At 47.5% G+C, this 15,683-nt stretch carries 13 protein-coding genes and 1 pseudogene; 9 read left to right on the top strand and 5 right to left on the bottom strand.

The genetic code is table 11. The annotated features are described in order from the left end of the window. Positions 1-249: 249 nt before the first annotated feature. Entirely contained in the window at positions 250-3,435 is a 3,186-nt protein-coding gene (locus tag BWI93_RS09960) for a DUF5689 domain-containing protein (RefSeq protein WP_176454187.1), read from the bottom strand. A 383-nt stretch (positions 3,436-3,818) separates the two neighbouring features. Between BWI93_RS09960 and atpA the strand changes: the two genes are divergently transcribed. The 5 genes from atpA to BWI93_RS09985 all read left to right on the top strand — a co-directional run bounded on the left by atpA (position 3,819) and on the right by BWI93_RS09985 (position 9,539). Beyond that, positions 3,819-5,408 carry a F0F1 ATP synthase subunit alpha gene (gene atpA, locus BWI93_RS09965; RefSeq protein ID WP_094810743.1) on the top strand — a complete coding sequence of 530 codons (1,590 nt, stop codon included), beginning with the start codon at positions 3,819-3,821 and terminating at the stop codon, positions 5,406-5,408. A 79-nt stretch (positions 5,409-5,487) separates the two neighbouring features. Beyond that, a complete protein-coding gene (atpG, locus tag BWI93_RS09970; RefSeq protein WP_094810745.1) occupies positions 5,488-6,369 on the top strand; it encodes an ATP synthase F1 subunit gamma in 882 nt (293 codons plus the stop codon). A gap of 213 nt (positions 6,370-6,582) precedes the next feature. Beyond that, positions 6,583-7,545: an alpha-E domain-containing protein gene (locus BWI93_RS09975; RefSeq protein WP_094810747.1), complete on the top strand. Its 963-nt coding sequence runs from the start codon at positions 6,583-6,585 to the stop codon at positions 7,543-7,545. Positions 7,546-7,698: 153 nt separating this feature from the next. Then, positions 7,699-8,445: a peptidase gene (locus BWI93_RS09980; RefSeq protein ID WP_094810749.1), complete on the top strand. Its 747-nt coding sequence runs from the start codon at positions 7,699-7,701 to the stop codon at positions 8,443-8,445. A gap of 242 nt (positions 8,446-8,687) precedes the next feature. After that, on the top strand, positions 8,688-9,539 hold the full coding sequence (locus BWI93_RS09985; protein ID WP_094810751.1) for a transglutaminase family protein: 852 nt from the start codon (positions 8,688-8,690) through the stop codon (positions 9,537-9,539). Positions 9,540-9,543: 4 nt separating this feature from the next. Here BWI93_RS09985 and BWI93_RS09990 read toward each other — a convergent pair whose 3' ends face one another. The 4 genes and pseudogenes from BWI93_RS09990 to BWI93_RS10005 all read right to left on the bottom strand — a co-directional run bounded on the left by BWI93_RS09990 (position 9,544) and on the right by BWI93_RS10005 (position 12,849). Continuing rightward, positions 9,544-9,795, bottom strand: a complete 252-nt coding sequence (locus tag BWI93_RS09990; protein ID WP_094810753.1) for a NifU family protein — start codon at positions 9,793-9,795, stop codon at positions 9,544-9,546. Positions 9,796-9,888: 93 nt separating this feature from the next. After that, complete coding sequence (locus BWI93_RS09995; RefSeq protein ID WP_094810755.1) at positions 9,889-10,998, bottom strand: Mrp/NBP35 family ATP-binding protein; 1,110 nt, start codon at positions 10,996-10,998, stop codon at positions 9,889-9,891. 125 nt (positions 10,999-11,123) lie between these two features. Continuing rightward, positions 11,124-12,116 (bottom strand): GSCFA domain-containing protein, encoded by a 993-nt coding sequence (locus BWI93_RS10000; RefSeq protein ID WP_094810757.1) that lies wholly within the window; start codon positions 12,114-12,116, stop codon positions 11,124-11,126. A 56-nt stretch (positions 12,117-12,172) separates the two neighbouring features. Then, positions 12,173-12,849 (bottom strand): annotated as a pseudogene (locus BWI93_RS10005) (YggS family pyridoxal phosphate-dependent enzyme). Between the two features lie 148 nt (positions 12,850-12,997). Here BWI93_RS10005 and BWI93_RS10010 point away from each other — a divergent pair. The 4 genes from BWI93_RS10010 (at position 12,998) to rplI (ending at position 15,379) form a co-directional block, all read left to right on the top strand. Further along, positions 12,998-13,972 carry a hypothetical protein gene (locus BWI93_RS10010; protein ID WP_094810759.1) on the top strand — a complete coding sequence of 325 codons (975 nt, stop codon included), beginning with the start codon at positions 12,998-13,000 and terminating at the stop codon, positions 13,970-13,972. 176 nt (positions 13,973-14,148) lie between these two features. Continuing rightward, positions 14,149-14,511: a 30S ribosomal protein S6 gene (gene rpsF, locus BWI93_RS10015; RefSeq protein ID WP_094810761.1), complete on the top strand. Its 363-nt coding sequence runs from the start codon at positions 14,149-14,151 to the stop codon at positions 14,509-14,511. A gap of 86 nt (positions 14,512-14,597) precedes the next feature. Continuing rightward, positions 14,598-14,849, top strand: coding sequence for a 30S ribosomal protein S18 (gene rpsR, locus BWI93_RS10020; RefSeq protein WP_094810763.1), 252 nt, complete (start codon positions 14,598-14,600; stop codon positions 14,847-14,849). An 86-nt stretch (positions 14,850-14,935) separates the two neighbouring features. Beyond that, positions 14,936-15,379, top strand: coding sequence for a 50S ribosomal protein L9 (rplI, locus tag BWI93_RS10025; protein WP_094810765.1), 444 nt, complete (start codon positions 14,936-14,938; stop codon positions 15,377-15,379). The last annotated feature ends 304 nt before the right edge of the window (positions 15,380-15,683 follow it).

Consider the following 15,683-nt stretch of genomic DNA (forward strand, 5'->3'; position numbering starts at 1 on the left):
AGGGTAATTCACTAGTATATAGCTTTAAATGCAAGATGGAGTTAATACACAAGGATACGAGGAATTTTACTATAAAACCTAATCTCTGCTGAATTATTTAAAAAAAATAAGCCGTACCCATGCAATAAATGCTGTAGTACGGCTTACGTAAACTATAAATCTGATGCTCAATCGACTAACCGTCCCCTGGTCAACCAACCCTTCAGCAAGTGAACTGCTGTAATCCAGCTAAACGGTGAGTAATTACCCTTACTGCTTAATGATCATTCTACGGACCGTAGAATGACCTTTCGTTTGAATCTCAAGCAGGTACGTTCCTGCGGGTAAATCCCCGAGTTCTAGCTCATTTACACTGCTCTTTTTCAGTAACTGGCCCGTCAGTGTACGTAACTGAATGCTCTGTACCTGTTTGCCATCGATCTTCAAGGAGCCCGACGTTGGGTTTGGGCCTACCTTGATCACCCCAAATAGTTCAACGGCAATGGAACGGGAGAAGCTATATTTTCCGTCGTTATCCATTTGCTTTAACCGGTAGTAGTTCAGGCCTTCGGCAGGGGTAACGTCCGTGAATACGTAAGCCGTCTGCTGCGTAGCGTTGATTTGACCTTTTACGGTACCAATCGTTTCGAAGTCCTGAGCATTTGCACTGCGTTGAATTTCAAAATAGGCATTGTTCTTCTCGCTGGCTGTCGACCAGATCAGTTCCACCTGAGACAGTTCCGTAGTCTTGCCTTTGAAATCCAGCCAGGTTACGGGCGTAGGCGTTTCTTCTACGATTGAAAGCTGGGTAAACGTGGGGTAGTGATCAGAGGTATTGTTCCGATAGCCACTAATGCTGGGGCGTAAGGAATAGACACCAGCAACTGCTACTGAAGTAGCCATGGCACGACCGCTGCTTACGGGCAACAGAATCTCGTTCGACACAAATACGTGATCGATGAAATCAGGATAGCTTGCCGTACTTGAACAACCTGAATTGCTGAAAATCTGGGTCACGCTGTTCCAGTTCGCATTCGGACGCGTATCGCTGATATTGGTTGTATTGGGATTGGCGTAAAGAAAAGCCTTCACACTACTGATCTGGCCGGTACCGGTGATGGACTGATCGACGTCGTCATTGAAGTCACCCGCCATCACGATTCGCTCGTTGGTAAACTGACTCTGCAGCGTATCATACAGTACTTTATAGTCGTAAACCCGACGATTGTACGAAGGTACATCCGAACCCGATTTAGCGTGCAGGCCAATGAAATGCATCCGCGTAGCTTCCGTAGCTCCGTTCAGTTTTACATCAGCCGTTAACAGGAAAGGCAGACGGCCAGAGGCCCAGAACTGTGAATTATTGCCCGTCGGATAGCCCGTCACGGGAGCCTGCGTCAGCATCGGGCGGGAAGAAATCTTCGTAATCTGATCGGTACGATAAATGATACACACCCGTTGCCCTGCCGGATCGGGATTGGCAACCTCCGAATACGAATAACGCGACGAACACTCACCCGCGTACTGACGGGAAGGATACGTCTGGTTCAGTCCCTGAATAATGGAACCAAAAGACGTTGCGGGGTCGGCAGGGTTACTGGCGTTATAGCTACAGACTTCCTGTAACATAAAGACGTCCGAACCAATACCGTTCAATACCGTCTTTACATTAGCCAGTTGTAAGGCTTCGTTGGTAGGCCCGTAACCGGTATTACCCAACCACTCTACGTTCCAGTTGGTAACTTCCAGCTTTGCTTCATCCGTGGGTGCCGAAGCTGTACCACAACTGCCGCCCTGCAAAGGTGTTGAACCGGGCACGTCATCTGTAGAACGGGGCAGAATCTGACAGCCATTATTAAAAATGGTAACCACTCCAGTGGGTTTAAAAGCAGTCGTAGGGCGAGTTGCACCGGACAGATTGGTGGAAGACAATACCCGCATGATCAGGCCGTTGCTCAGCGTATAGTTCGTATTGGCTCCAGCGAAGGTCGCCCCCGCCGGGCTCGTAATGGTTACGTCTTCGTTGATCATTACCAGTTCTCCCTGATGGTTGCACAGGTCACTGCTGGCAATGACGAGTGGCGTTACGGGACTATTGCCCGCCGTAGTCTTCTGAAAACAGGTCAGCGTTGCTAATTCTTTTTCAGTGTTGTACAAGGTCAGCGTACCCGTCACTTGCACCTCGTCGCCGATCTGAAGTTCTTCCGGCTGAATACCCGCCTGATCGTAAATCAGAATACCGCCCGTTGCATCCTGGATGTAGATGTTCGTTCCGGAATAAATTCCCGTAACTCGTCCTGTTACCGTAAAAGCATTTCCAACAATACCGCTACGAACGGATGAAATCGTGGCAGAAGGTGCCGAGCAGGGTTCATTGCCTGTTGGGGCAGGACTTACCGAGCCGCTTACGGTCACAGAAGTAGATTGTCCCGATCCGGCAATTGCGATAGTACTCGTCCCAGTAGCAGGATATTGACCCGCAGCCAAACCGCTTTTCAGGCGAACATAGACGGGTGTAGCCGTCAGGATCGAATCGGTATAGGTAAGAGCTACCTGATTAGCAAACGTTGCATTATCCAGCGATACTTCAAAGTTGGTCGGAGCCGTCACCGAAATTTCGCCAGGAATACCCGTCAGATTTGCTCCACTTACGGTAAAGTTTTGCGAAGGGCTGGTTGTGGTGTTTTCAACGTAAGTAAAGCCAGTCAACGTCGTTTTTGAAGTGGAGACTAAAGGCGTGTTCGAATCCTGCGTCACGAACGTTATGGATACATCATCGATAGACATCCCGTGATCCGTTCCCGAATGGTCAGGATCATACCAGCGAAGCAGAATTTCCTTTCCGGGCAATACGGTTAAATTGGCCACCGATTTAGCGAGAACTTTCCGATTGGCCTCAGCATTTCCATCTAAAAGTCCAGCTGCAACCTGAGCAGAAGTCACAACAGGTGAAGTGAAATCCAGGTCCTGGACTGGGATAAATCCGCCGGGCAACTCTACATTGGGTGATAGAGCAGTACTATCGCCGGTGTGATACGAGAAAGCAACCGTATTAGGAGTAGGCGAAGCAACCCGCCATTGCTCACCTGCGTACGAGAGGGTAAAGCCCGTGATGGTTTTTCCCGTATTGTTGACAAAACGGATCCCATAAGCGAAGCTACCAACTGCCGCATTACTGGAGCCAAGAGAACCTAAGGCCCGGTCAGTGGTAGTGTTCCCAAAGCTATACAGTCCTCCAGCATTACTGGATCCAGTACCTGCCACAATCGTTGTTCCGGTTCCGGTACGAACGCCGTAGATCCCTGTCTTGCCATACGAAGAACCGCTGCCATTCGCATTATTTAACCAGGGGGCTGTTCCACTAGTCGGCAGAAAATTGAAATTTTCCGTGTACGTGAGCGAACTTGTAATGGAAATCTGCCCGAATGCAGGTCCTATCCAAAGGACACAGAGCAAACTTATGCAGCATAGAGTTTGTAGAAAGTGCTTCATACAAATGTTTGAGATGAAAAAACAAAAAAGACTTACAAAACTAGGAAAGAAGAAAAGGCGGTTTTTATGAAGATAGGTTAAGAATTCTTTAATTAATTCACGGTATTGGATTTATTCAAATTGTTCTCCAATTGATCCCATCAGACTCTTGTGGGACAAAAAGACACGTAAGACAGCCTTTCTGAAAATAGTATAAAAACTAACAGGAAAAAGTTGCAAATACCTACGGAAAATCAAATTTCGTCGCTAATTTTGCGGGAAAATTTTCAGAGTACGTTCGCTTTCCAGCTCTGAATTTTTCGCATTAGTATTACTCTGAATTCAATATAACTTTCCAAGACTGCTGTATGGCATCAGTTAGACCCGACGAGGTATCGGCAATACTACGGGAGCAACTTTCCGGAGCAAAGTCAGCCGCCGAGCTCGAAGAAGTGGGTACGGTTCTCCAGATCGGTGACGGTGTGGCCCGTATTTATGGACTATCCAACGTTCAAGCCGGTGAGCTGCTCGCCTTTGAAAATGGCGTAAAAGCCCTGGCCCTAAACCTCGAAGAAGATAATGTCGGGGCCGTATTACTAGGTGAATTTTCCGATATTAAGGAAGGTGACACCGTAAAACGGACGCGTCAAATTGCCTCCATCCGCGTAGGTGAAGGCATGCTTGGCCGGGTAGTCAATACCCTGGGCGAGCCTATCGATGGCAACGGCCCGATTAGTGGAACCCTGTACGATATGCCCATCGAGCGTAAAGCTCCGGGGGTAATCTATCGTCAGCCCGTAACCGAGCCTCTGCAATCCGGTATCAAGGCTATCGACGCCATGATCCCTGTTGGCCGTGGTCAGCGGGAATTGATCATCGGTGACCGTCAAACGGGTAAAACCACCGTTGCGATCGATACCATTATTAACCAGAAAGAATTTTACGACGCTGGTCAGCCTGTGTATTGTATCTACGTAGCCTGCGGTCAGAAAGCTTCTACGATTAAGCAAGTAGAACAAGCCCTGCGTAAAGCTGGAGCGATGGACTACACTGTAATCGTGGCAGCCGCTGCTTCTGACTCTGCTCCGATGCAATTCTACGCTCCGTTTACGGGAGCAGCGATCGGCGAATATTTCCGGGATACGGGCCGCCCCGCCCTGGTAGTTTACGATGACTTGTCCAAACAAGCCGTAGCGTACCGTACGGTGTCTCTGCTGCTCCGTCGTCCGCCCGGACGCGAAGCCTATCCTGGTGACGTATTCTACCTGCACAGCCGCTTATTGGAGCGTGCTGCCAAGGTTATCGCCAATGATGAGATTGCAGCGAACATGAACGACCTTCCCGAAAGCCTCAAGCCGATCGTGAAAGGTGGGGGTTCATTAACGGCTCTTCCCATCATCGAAACCCAGGCTGGTGACGTTTCGGCGTATATCCCAACGAACGTAATTTCGATTACGGACGGTCAGATCTTCCTCGAATCCAACTTGTTCAACGCTGGTATCCGTCCTGCCATCAACGTAGGTATCTCGGTAAGCCGCGTAGGTGGTAACGCCCAGATCAAGTCGATGAAGAAAGTAGCCGGTACGCTGAAACTCGATCAGGCTCAGTTCCGTGAGCTGGAAGCTTTTGCGAAGTTCGGTTCAGACCTGGACGCCGCTACGAAACTGACCATCGAACGGGGTCGTCGTAACCTGGAAATTCTGATTCAGAAACAAGGAGCTCCCCAACGCGTAGAAGAGCAAGTGGCCATGATCCACGTTTCTACCAAGGGCTTGATCGATACGGTTCCGGTAAATCAGGTTCGCCAGTTCGAAGCTGACTTTATCAACTTACTCCGTGCTCAACACGCGGACGTATTAAAACAATTGAAAGCAGGGAAGTACGACGATACGATTACCTCTACGCTTGAGAAAGTAGCGAAAGAAGTAGCCATCAAGTACAACCTGGCTGTCGCCTGATCTGATGTTCGGTAGCCCGCTGCTGCCTTAGGCAGCGGGCCTTTTTCGCTCATGATCGAACATCTCATCATCCAACACCATGGCTAACTTAAAAGAAGTTCGTAACCGGATTGCCTCCGTGAACTCTACCCAGCAAATTACCAAGGCCATGAAAATGGTGGCCGCGGCTAAATTGCGGAGAGCACAGGATAACATCCTTCAAATGCGGCCTTACGCTCAGAAACTGGGCGAAATGCTTCGGACCGTATCGGCGGGAGCAGAAGCGGCCCAGGAAAATCCTTTCAAACAGGAACGCCCCATCGAGAAAGTTCTCATGGTGGTGATTACCTCCGATCGCGGTCTTTGCGGTGCATTCAATGCCAACGTAAGCAAAGCGGCAACGGCGGTAATCAATGAGAAATACGCCGCCCAGAAACGGGCGGGCAACGTTCATATTCTTTCCATCGGCAAAAAAGGCGGCGAATTTTTTACCCGCCGTGGCTATAAAGTCAACGCTCTGTATGAAGATACCTTTACTCGCCTGAGCTTCGGTGTCGTTCGTCAGGCTGCCGACGAAATCATGAACGCTTTTCTAAATAATCAATACGACATCGTAGAGATTGTTTACAACGAATTCAAAAACGTAGCTACGCAGATTGTTCGCGTGGAGCAGTTTCTGCCTATCGTTGAAAATATGACGCAGGAATCGGCTACTCCCGGCGACTACATTTTTGAGCCTTCGGAAGAAGAAATCATTAAGGAGCTGATTCCTAAATCGTTGAAAATTCAGTTGTACCGGGCTGTTCTGGAATCCAACGCATCCGAACACGGAGCCCGTATGACGGCCATGGATAAAGCAACGGACAACGCGGGTGAACTGTTGAAAAACCTGCGGATTGAATACAACCGCTCACGTCAGGCTGCGATTACAACGGAAATTCTTGAAATTGTAGCAGGTGCGGAAGCCCTTGCTGGCAATTAATACCCATTGATTTTCCCCTTTGCACCCTCATTCTTTCGGGAATGAGGGTTTTTTATTAGGGTATTCATCTAACTTGTCCATCCATCAACATTTCGTATTGATACATTCCAAAGTTATTCCAAACGAAATTTTGTTCGTTAAATACTTTACCCCATATTGAAGCATTATTTTTTATTTTTAGCAAATATTATTCCCATTTAAGCTGTATAAAGTATGCTGAGTCGCGTTGCAAATTCAATCTACTGGATGAATCGGTATGTGGAACGAGCCGAAAATTATTCGCGGTTTGTGGATGTGAACTTTAACTTAATGCTGGATTTACCGCCGGATGTAGAAGAACAATGGGAACCCCTGATTATTGCGACTGCCGATAACAAACTCTTTTACGAGCACTTTCAGGAACCAAGTCGGGAGAATATTATCTTCTTCATGACTTTTGACTCCCGTAACCCCAACTCTATCCTCAGTACCTTACAGTATGCCCGCGAAAACGCCCGTACCATTCGGGAAACCATCTCGCGGGAAATGTGGGAACAGCTTAATGCCCTGTACTGGAAAGTCAAGGAAGCAGCCTCGCAGTCGAAGCACTGGGAAATGCGGCATTTCCAGGATTTTTACGAAGAAATCAAACTCGGGTGTCAGACTTTTTACGGTATCATAGAATCGACCATTAGCCGGAATGAAGGCTGGCACTTCGCCCGGCTGGGCCGGATGCTGGAGCGGGCCGACAAGACCACGCGTTTTCTGGATGTAAAGTATTTCACCCTCCTACCCGACGTCGGTGCCGTTGGTTCGCCCCTGGATTTATTGCTGTGGTCATCGGTTCTGAAGTCCGTATCGGCCTACAACATGTATCGCCAGCGGTTCCGGAATATGTCCCCGGCTCATATTGTGGAGTTCCTGATTCTCGAAAAGAACTTTCCCCGTTCGGTTATGCATTCCCTGAAGCGGGCGGAACTTTCCCTGTACGAAATTTCTGGCGGTTTCATCGGCAATAGCTATACAAACAAGGCCGAACGCGTCCTGAGCAAACTGCGAAGCGAAATTGAGTTCATGACGATTGAAGACATCTTCAGTACGGGTCTGCACGAATTTCTGGACAATTTCCAGTCCAAAAACAACGCCGCAGGAGCAGCCATTTTTGAGACCTATTTCGACTTGAAACCCGTCATTTAGAGAGCATTACTCATCCCCTTGCGGACCACATGAACGCCCTTTTTCAAATAATTAGGAAAGGATCATAGCTCTAAGCCCTTAGCATATAGCTATTTTTTTACATTTGCAGGGGAAGCTATTCGATTCATTCTCCCCAATCCAATTCTATTACACATGACGTATTGCCTTGGCATCAAAACAAAGACCGGCTTAATCGCTCTGGCAGATACCCGCCTTACCTCGGGTTCGGAAGTGACTACGAACAAGAAAATTTCCATTCACCAGGTAGAGCACCATTCCCTGTTTATCATGACCTCCGGGTTACGATCGGTCCGGGACAAAGCCATAACCTATTTCCGGGAAGTGATCGCCGAACGGGATGCCAATTTCAATAAGCTTTATAAGGCTGTGAATGCCTTTGGTGAACAGGTTCGACGGGTAGCTCTGGAAGATAAAAGTGCTCTGGCAGAAGCCGGACTTTCCTTTAACCTGTATGCCATTGTGGGCGGTCAGTTACAGGATGACGATGAGCATAAACTCTACATGCTGTACCCCGAAGGTAACTGGATTGAAGTAGGCCCAAATACGCCTTTTTTTATTATTGGCAATACGGGTTACGGTACGCCCATTCTACGACGTAGCTTACGGTATGAAACTCCGCTGAAGGATGCCCTGAAAATTGGTTTCCTTTCCTTTGATTCAACGCGGGTGAGTGCCAATGACGTCGATTTCCCCATTGACATTGCCGTGTATGAACGCGATAGTTTTCATATCACGGAACATCGCTTTGAAAAAGAAGACGTCGAACAGATTGCTCACCAGTGGGGAGCCCTGCTGGTGTCGTCGGTACAACGACTTCCCAGTGACTGGATGAAGCCCGTTTTTGAAAATCACGAACAGCAAATCTTAACTGATCAATAAGCAAAAAAGCCCGCTACCGGTAGCGGCTTTTTTGCTTATTGACGCCCGTGGTAAAGCATCGAAACCGTTTCTTTTTTCACCTTTTACTGGCCTCCGATACGGTATAAGTTTTGGAAATTTTGCCCTTTTTCCATACATTGCATAAACAAGGTGGGCCAATTCGCCCGTTTTTGTTCGTCGCTCTCCCCCGCGTAAGATTGGTTTTTTCTTCATTGGCTCTGCCTTAAAACCATTTAAAATCAATGCAATATCGTGTCCGTCATCAGCTTACGTACAACTATTCGAATGCTGTTACTTTGAGTCCGCATCGCCTGTATCTTCAGGCTCGTTCCAGTTCCTACCAGCAGATTAAAAGCATTAAAATACAGGTGAGTCCCGAGCCGGACAAAATGATTGGCATTACCGACAGCGAAGGAAATACCCAACATCTCTTGTTTTTCAGTACGCCTACCACACAATTGCAGATTCTGGCTGAAAGTGAAATTGAGTCTAAGCTGTCCAATCCTTTTGATTTCATTCTTTATCCCTTTGAACATCAAAAATTGCCCATCAAGTATAGTGACGAAGAACGTCGACTCCTGACACTGTATCTGGAAAAGGAAGGCATTACGCCGGCCGTTGAACAGTTTACGAGACTCATCGCTACGGAATCCCGCTGGGATACGCTGCAGTTTCTCATTCGTTTGAATGAGTGCATTCACGAAGAATTTTCGTACGAAATTCGCGAAGAAGGATTTCCGCAAACGCCGGATTACACCTTGCAAAACCGACGGGGTTCCTGCCGGGACTACGCTACGTTGTACGTAACCTGTTGCCAGTGCCTGGGCTTGGCGGCTCGCTTTGTAAGTGGCTATTATTTTGGTAATGCGGATGAAACGCAGTACCTGCACGCCTGGGCGGAAGTGTATTTGCCCGGAGCGGGTTGGCGAGGCTTTGATCCGACGCAGAATTGTCTGGCCGCTGATTCTCATTTGGTACTGGCCGTTTCGGCCTTCCCGGAAATGATAAGTCCGGTACACGGAACGTATACCGGACCTGCCGAATCTGCTCTGGAGACTTCAGTCGAAGTCGTACCTTCAGCAATTTTATACTAAGCGACTATAAGTTAATCGCTACAATACTACTTACTTCAGGAACCTGCCGACGGATGGCGTCTTCGATGCCTCCGCGGAAGGTCATGGCTGACATCGTGCAGGAACCGCAGGCTCCCATCAACTCCAGCTTCACTACCTTATCGTCCGTAATTTCGATGATACGAACATTGCCTCCATCCGCTTCGAGGTAGGGACGAATGCTATTCAAAGCCTGTTCGACTTTTTCCATCAAGGGATGTTCGAGATTCGTTTCCATGCGTGTGTGATCATGCTTTTAATCTGCCTGCGTTAAAATACCGCCAGGAACAGTGTGTTCGAATAATTGTATAAATACTCCTGCTCTTTGCTCTTAGACGGTCATTTCAACCGGTTTCGTTTTTTCAAGCGTTGCATTCCGAATGGCTACCTGCTGAGCCAGTGCTTCGGCGGTTTTCTGGAAGGCCAGAGCCGTTAGCGAATCGGTATACGTAGCGGCGGGGCGACCTTCGTCTCCGGCTTCGCGAATGCCCTGTACTAACGGAATTTCTCCCAGAAAAGGCAATTCGTAGTGTTCAGCCAGCCATTTGCCACCCCCTTTACCAAACAGATAGTATCGATTTTCGGGTAGCTCGGCGGGTGTAAAATAGGCCATATTCTCGACGATTCCCAATACCGGCACATTAATTTGCGGTTGCATAAACATCTGCAATCCTTTTTTGGCATCCGCCAGGGCTACTTTTTGCGGTGTGGTTACGATTACTGCCCCCGTGACCGGAGCCGATTGTACCAGCGTTAGGTGCACGTCGCCCGTTCCCGGAGGTAAGTCAATCAGCAAGTAATCCAATTCGCCCCAGTTTACGTCGCCCATCAACTGTTTAAGTGCCTGACTCGCCATCGGGCCCCGCCATACCATCGGACTGTCCGCCGGTACTAAAAAGCCCATGGAAATCATCTTAATCCCGTACTGCAAAATGGGATTAATCATATTCTTTCCGTCTATTACGGTTACAGTCGGTTGGAGATCTTCCGCTCCGAACATGACCGGAATGGAAGGTCCGTAGATGTCCGCATCCAGGATTCCGACCTGAGCACCTGCATTTTTCAGGGCAATGGCCAGATTTGCCGTAACCGTTGATTTACCCACACCGCCCTTACCCGAAGCAATGGCAATGACGTTTTTAACCGACGCTAAAATGGTTTTGTTACCGAAAGCCGTAGTCGTTACATCCGCCGTCATGTTTACCACGATGCGTAGTTCCGGATCCACCAGGGTATGAATGGCATCCTCACAACGTTGACGAATGAGTTCTTTCAGGGGACAGGCTGGAGTCGTTAAAACAACCGTAAACCGGACCTCACCAACGCCCAGTTCTACGTCTTTAATCATGTTTAACGTAACCAGGTCTTTCTTCAAGTCCGGTTCTTCTACGGTACTCAGAGCCCGTATAATATCTTCTTTTTTGATTCGTAATTCGCCCATAGTGATAATCAAACGGGAGTGAACGGGCTAATTCCGCGTTACCGACCGTTCCTTGCTAACCACAAAGGTAACTAGTAAGTTTCTTATCGACCCAGCTTATCGCAATCTCTTTGTAATCGATTGGTTCAGTGGCCCAGAGCCTGCGTAATGCGTTGTATTCGCTCGCTTACTTCCGCCCGTTCCGGACTTACATTTACGGGCATCCGTTCAAGATCGGTCAGCAGTTTAGTAAGAAACTGAAGATGAACCACTGAATTTTCCTGAAAGGGACGATGATTGAGGGCTTTGGTAATCTTCTCCCAGTCTTTTGTAAACTGTTGAAGCGAGACATCGAAATACGTCTGCTGAAATTTTTCGAAGATATACGCTTCGGCCATTTCACTGGGATGAACTAAATCACTCGCGTAAAATCGGTAGTCCCGTAAATCATCCAGCAGGAATTCATACGCCGGAAAATACATGACATCGGCATAATCGCTTACCAGGTAATGACAGGCCGCCCGGAGAATGGACTTACTCACTGAATTATCCATCATCCCATCCTTGGCATGACGTACCGGACTGACGGTTAGAAGTACACGTAAACCAGGATTTACCGCCTTTAATAAGGCATACACGGTGCCAAACTCTTTGCAAATGGTCTTGACACTCAATAAATCGCGATCAAAGATGCGGCCGGGTTGCTTATGGCAGTTCGCCACGTACGCAGGCGGTTCCAGCAATCGATACGCCCAGGCTGACCCCAGGGTTAGTACCAGTAAATCGGCCCGACGGAGTTCTTCGGCTAATTGATCCAGCTCCCGTTGCATCCGTACTCGCAATTCCTGCTGACTCGCAGCGGCTACGCAGGAATGCGTATCGTAATGCAGCCAGCGGCCGTCTCGTTCCAGAAATAAACGATCATCCACGGGCTCCTTGGCCAGAGCATACTGCAAAATTCGGTACAGAGCCAGCGGACTGAATAAGGTACCAAAAGGTTGGTACATCCCTTCGATTTTATGAGCCTGTAACCGCTTTCCGAGTACTTCAGCAAAGCAGGAACCCATCGAAACGACCCGGGATTGTAAACCTAGTTTCCAGGAAGAAGGAGGAATGGAAAATTCGGTGCGAAAGTGCATGCCGTTTTACATTTTCAGGGATTCGGCGTCCGGTTTAAACGCCGAATCCCTGGATCTTAGGCGTATTCGCGAGCTCCAAAAATAGCACTGCCTACGCGAACAAGGTACTACCTTCCTGCAAAGCCGTCTCGTAATCGCTGCTCATGCCCATCGACAATTCTTTGAGTTCACAACGCTCGGATACGGGAACGGTAGCTTTCATGCGTTCGAAAAATTGCTTCAATCCCCGAAATTCAAGCCGAACCTGAATTAGATCATCGGTATTAGAAGCCATACCCATTAAACCCACGATGCGGATATTTTTTAATCCAGCCAGGGCTTCGGAGTGGAGGGCTGCTTCGGCTTCCTGCTGGCTGAAACCAAATTTGGTCTCTTCCTGAGCAATGTGAATTTGCAGCAGACAATCAATCACCCGCTTCGCCTTGGCTGCCTGCTTGTTGATTTCAAGCAGTAGTTTAAAGCTATCAACGGAATGGATCAACGATACAAACGGAGCAATGGGTTTTACCTTATTGGTTTGCAAATGGCCAATCATGTGCCACTCAATGTCTTTCGGCAACACTTCCCACTTCGCTACCATGTCCTGTACTTTATTTTCGCCGAAGGTTTTGCATCCGGCATCGTACGCTTCCTGAAGTACTTCTACGGGGTGAGTCTTGGTAACGGCAATCAAACGGGCCGGGTAGCCAGCCATGTTTTTGGTAATTTTATTCAGATTTTCAACGATGTTCATTCGTAAAACGTTTATACAAAAGTAGTGCTTATCTAGGCTATGTACTACTTTTACGAGTGATTGTCCGCCTAATTCTCTGGTAAGTGGTTGACTTCTCCACGCTTAGGCGTAGTTTTGTCTGCCCGTACCTCCATCATTATTACTCTATATGGAACCATACGATTACACCCGATCAACACCGAAAAAAGATTCTGACAAGAAAGGTTACTTCATTGCAGCTCTCGTCGTGATGGCCGGACTGGTCGCAGTATTAGGCTTTTTGTACTTTAAAGAACGTAATGAACGTGAAACATTATCTTCTCGCTCAGTAGTTCAGAAACGAGAGATTTTAAAGGCGAATACTAAACTCGATTCCATTGCAACCCAGCTCGACGCCAAAATTGCCGAAATACGTATGCTTGGCGGCAATATCGACGAATTGATGCAGTTAAAAACGCAGTTGGAAATTGACAAGCAGCGACTGGTAAACGCAACGGCCGATGAAGTCAAAAAGTTTGAAGCCAAACTGGAACAGTATAAAGATTTACTGAAGCAGAAAGACCGGGATATTGTTCGTTTGAAAGAAGAAAACGGCTCGTTAACGACTCAGAATCAGGAGCTAGCTACCAGTAATGAGGGACTAAAAACGGAGCTAAATTCGGCCAGACAGGCGTACGACGATTCCGTTAATGCTCTTAAAGTCAACAACAAAGAATTAAACGATCGGATCAGCGTAGCGGCGGCTCTGAAAGCTCAGAATGTCATGGTATACGCCATTAATTCGAAAGGTAAAGAGCGTGAAAAAATCAAAGCCGACAAAATTGATCAGATTCGAATTGCTTTCGGGCTGGGCGATAATACCCTGACTGAACGTAATGGCAAGGAAATTTTCGTTCGCGTCCTTGACCCTACCGGAGCGGTTATCTCCGATATGGCCACCGGTTCGGGAACGTTTATGTACCAGAGTAAGGAAATGATCTATACCGTTAAAAAGGATATTACTTACCAGGGGAATAATCAGCAAGTAGACGTGATCTATAAACGTAATATTCCTTTTAAGAAAGGAAAGCATACGATTGAGCTGTACGCCGAGGGTGTGAAAATTGGCGATGGAATCTTTGAGGTCCGTTCTGGTTTATTTTAGGTAACCCGCGTTTTACTGCTCAACCTGAGGCGTCCTGACCGTAGAGGTCAGGACGCTTTTTTTGTATCCAGTGCTGCTTTTTTCCAGGGAATGTTTTTGCATATCATAGAATTTACGTACTTTTGCGGCTCATTTTTCGAGTATTATCCTTTTTATCACATTTTCCGTACTAACACATGTCACAAAAACAGTACGAGACAGTATTCATCCTCACTCCCGTTTTGTCTGACGTCCAGACGAAGGATGCTGTCGACAAATTCAAAAAAATTCTGACCGATAACGGTTCTGAACTGATCCACGAAGAATCTTGGGGTCTGAAAAAACTGGCCTACCCGATTCAGGGAAAAGGAACGGGCTTCTATCACCTGGTAGAATTCACAGCGAACCCGGACGTAATCGCTACGCTTGAAACGGAATACCGTCGTGATGAGCGGGTAATGCGTTTTCTGACGATTGCTCTGGACAAGCATGCCATTGCGTACAACGAACGCAAGCGTAAAGGTCTGGTGGGCAAGAAACAAGAAGCTCCCGCTGAATAATTTAGTAGTTTACAGTTTACCGTCTTCAGTTGTCAGTTAAACTGAAAACAGTAAACCAAACACTGAAAACTCAAACATTCACGACTATGTCATTGCAGAACGAACCTCTGGATAAAAACCAGAACCGCAAAAAATATGACCGCTTCAAGAAAGCCGGCATTAAATACATCGATTACAAAGATCCTAACTTCCTTCTCAAGTTATTGAACGAGCAAGGTAAGATCCTTCCCCGCCGTCTGACGGGTACTTCGCTCAAAAATCAACGCAAAGTGGCTCAGGCTGTGAAACGTGCTCGTCACATTGCCTTGTTACCTTACGTTGGCGATTCACTGAAGTAGGTTTCCGTTTTTGGTTGTCGTTCCTGATTTAACGAACAACTCAAAGCTGTAAACAGAAAACTTATTTAAACTCATTTACGAAAGAAATGGAAGTTATTCTCAAAACCGATATCGCGGGATTGGGTTATAAAAACGATCTGGTAACGGTTAAACCTGGCTACGGACGTAACTACCTGATTCCCCAAGGCTTCGCGGTAATGGCCAGCGAAACCAACAAAAAAGTACTGGCTGAAAACATCAAGCAAGCCGCTCACAAAGCTGAAAAGCTGAAGAAAGATGCTGAAGATTTAGCCGCAGCAATCGGCGATCTGACGCTGGAAATCCCTGCTAAAGTAGGTGAGAGCGGACGCATCTTCGGTCGTGTAACGAACACGCAAATCTCTGACACGCTGAAAACGAAAGGATTTGACGTAGATCGTAAGAAAATCACGCTGGATTCTGAAGTAAAATCACTCGGCGAATACACTGCTACGCTTGACCTCCACAAAGAAGTGAAGCACAAAGTGAAATTCGTAATCGTAGGCGAATAAGCTTCAATCCCTCTTGAAAAGCCCTGATCAGGATAATCTGGTCAGGGCTTTTTGTTTTTACCCGTTTGCCTCTGGCACCCTCCTACTTCGCTACATTCGCTGTTGCAGATTTGTAATGCACAGGATTACAAATCCTTTCCAGACCGCTTTCGGATTGCCAATCCGAAAGAGCCACTTCAATACAGACTTGCCAACCCCAAAGGGGTTCAATGTCATTAGCTCCGTATTTCATACGTGAATCAGCCAGCCCGGTAGGCTTAGCCTACCAATTTTTGCGTCCGTAGCAAATGCTACGGACAACGCG

The organism is Siphonobacter sp. BAB-5385 (assembly GCF_002261125.1).
In the GTDB taxonomy this organism is placed as follows: Bacteria; Bacteroidota; Bacteroidia; order Cytophagales; family Spirosomataceae; genus Siphonobacter.

Bases quoted from the DNA above. Each gene is read 5' to 3' on its own strand.
- BWI93_RS09985 (WP_094810751.1), top strand. From the start codon at position 8,688: ATGCAATATCGTGTCCGTCATCAGCTTACGTACAACTATTCGAATGCT.
- atpA (WP_094810743.1), top strand. From the start codon at position 3,819: ATGGCATCAGTTAGACCCGACGAGGTATCGGCAATACTACGGGAGCAA.
- rpsF (WP_094810761.1), top strand. From the start codon at position 14,149: ATGTCACAAAAACAGTACGAGACAGTATTCATCCTCACTCCCGTTTTG.
- BWI93_RS10000 (WP_094810757.1), bottom strand. From the start codon at position 12,116: ATGCACTTTCGCACCGAATTTTCCATTCCTCCTTCTTCCTGGAAACTA.
- atpG (WP_094810745.1), top strand. From the start codon at position 5,488: ATGGCTAACTTAAAAGAAGTTCGTAACCGGATTGCCTCCGTGAACTCT.
- BWI93_RS09980 (WP_094810749.1), top strand. From the start codon at position 7,699: ATGACGTATTGCCTTGGCATCAAAACAAAGACCGGCTTAATCGCTCTG.
- BWI93_RS09995 (WP_094810755.1), bottom strand. From the start codon at position 10,998: ATGGGCGAATTACGAATCAAAAAAGAAGATATTATACGGGCTCTGAGT.
- rpsR (WP_094810763.1), top strand. From the start codon at position 14,598: ATGTCATTGCAGAACGAACCTCTGGATAAAAACCAGAACCGCAAAAAA.
- BWI93_RS09990 (WP_094810753.1), bottom strand. From the start codon at position 9,795: ATGGAAACGAATCTCGAACATCCCTTGATGGAAAAAGTCGAACAGGCT.
- rplI (WP_094810765.1), top strand. From the start codon at position 14,936: ATGGAAGTTATTCTCAAAACCGATATCGCGGGATTGGGTTATAAAAAC.
- BWI93_RS09975 (WP_094810747.1), top strand. From the start codon at position 6,583: ATGCTGAGTCGCGTTGCAAATTCAATCTACTGGATGAATCGGTATGTG.
- BWI93_RS10010 (WP_094810759.1), top strand. From the start codon at position 12,998: ATGGAACCATACGATTACACCCGATCAACACCGAAAAAAGATTCTGAC.